This is a genomic window from Streptococcus infantis, assembly GCF_001579645.1.
Lineage (GTDB): Bacteria > Bacillota > Bacilli > Lactobacillales > Streptococcaceae > Streptococcus > Streptococcus infantis_E.
Genome location: NZ_KQ970818.1, coordinates 351,754 through 353,377, shown reverse-complemented (window position 1 = coordinate 353,377; position 1,624 = coordinate 351,754). Strand labels below are relative to the sequence as shown.

The 1,624-nt window shown below is 38.5% G+C and carries 2 protein-coding genes; both read right to left on the bottom strand.

The window, feature by feature from the left end:
• Window positions 1-4: 4 nt before the first annotated feature.
• Window positions 5-580: a cysteine hydrolase family protein gene (locus SINDD18_RS01690; RefSeq protein ID WP_061862865.1), complete on the bottom strand. Its 576-nt coding sequence runs from the start codon at window positions 578-580 to the stop codon at window positions 5-7.
• Window positions 580-1,368, bottom strand: a complete 789-nt coding sequence (codY, locus tag SINDD18_RS01685; protein WP_049548420.1) for a GTP-sensing pleiotropic transcriptional regulator CodY — start codon at window positions 1,366-1,368, stop codon at window positions 580-582. Before codY ends, SINDD18_RS01690 begins: the two co-directional genes overlap by 1 nt.
• Between the last annotated feature and the right edge of the window lie 256 nt (window positions 1,369-1,624).

Genomic DNA, 1,624 nt, shown 5'->3' with positions numbered 1-1,624 from the left:
TACATTATTCTTTGATTTCAACTAGATTTTCATCAAGGAGTTTCGCTCCTAATGTATTCTTAAAATGTCCAAGTGCAAACTGATGGTTTTCAGGCCAAATGGATGCCACTGCTGGCTTGACAACTTCTATCTGATACCCAAGATTATAGGCATCGATAGCCGTATGCAATACACAGATATCTGTCAGAACACCTGTTAAGATGACTGTATCCACGCGACGCTCTCTCAGACGGATATCCAAATCTGTGCCAGAAAAAGCTGAATAGTGACGTTTGTCCATCCAGAAAACACGACTATCCTGGGCCTGTTCCTGATAAAATTCAGCTAACTTACCATATAGATTACGCCCGCTAGTCCCAATCAGGTTATGAGGGGGAAATAGTTTACTTTCTGGATGAAAGACATCATTTTCCTCATGAGCATCAATGGTAAAGAAAATATAATCTCCACGGTCAAATGCTAATCTAGTTACCTGATTGATTGCTTCTGATATTGCTTGAGCAGGATCTCCTGCTGTCAATTTTCCATGATCCGCTACAAAATCTTCTGTATAGTCAATCGAAATTAAAGCCTTAGCCATTAATAGTCCCTCTTTTTCACTTCTTCAAAAATATCTGGGATTAAAACTTTTAGATAAGTTCCCTTCATACCCAATGAACGACTTTCAATAATCCCTGCTGATTCGAGCTTCCGAAGAGCATTGACAATCACTGAACGAGTAATACCGATGCGATCTGCGATAACTGAAGCTGTCAATTGTCCTTCTTTGCCATCTAGTTCTGCTAAAATCGCAGAGACTGCACGCAATTCAGAATATGATAGTGTATTGACCGCCATAGTCACTGCTGTGCGACGGCGGATATTTTTCTCATCTTCTTCACGTTGGAAGTTCAAAAGCTGAATACCAACCACAGTGCTAGCAATCTCAACAAGGATCAAATCCTCATCTTCGAATTTCTTGTCGTTTCGCCAAATAATCAAAGAACCCAATCGAATCCCAGAAACGTGGATTGGAGCAATCGTTGTTAAACCATCTGGGAAGTCTGAGCGACTTTCAGTTGGGAAAATAGTCAAATCATGTTCCACAGGGAGGTTGGCCTCCGTATCGTAGATCATATTTGCCCCTTGGATATAGTCCTCAGGGAAAATCTTTGTTTGGAAAAACTGCTCTACACGATCGGTGTTTGTTTTATAGCGCATAAAGTAGCCCAACAAACGCCCCTTGCTATTGACGATACAAGCATTGCAGTCGATGATATCGGCTAATTGACGTGTAATGGCATTATAGGGAAGTTCATCCTGTAGTTGCTCCTCCGAACGCTTTAAGATAGATGTGATTTTTCTCGTTTTTTCTAATAAATGTGCCATTTTTCACCTCGTATTTAATCGCTTCCATTATATCACAAAACTGTCTTTATTTCAATAATTATCTGAAAATTGCTTATTGCATTGCAATTCTCTTACATTTGCAATTTTTTATATTTTTTTCAATTTTCTTGTTGACAGGTCCCTCGTTTTTTGATAATATAATATTACAAGATAACAAATATATAGATATCACTTCTAGTATTAATTTTTACGTAACTCTCGGTCTCCTTATATATAAAAAGCGATTCACAAAGGG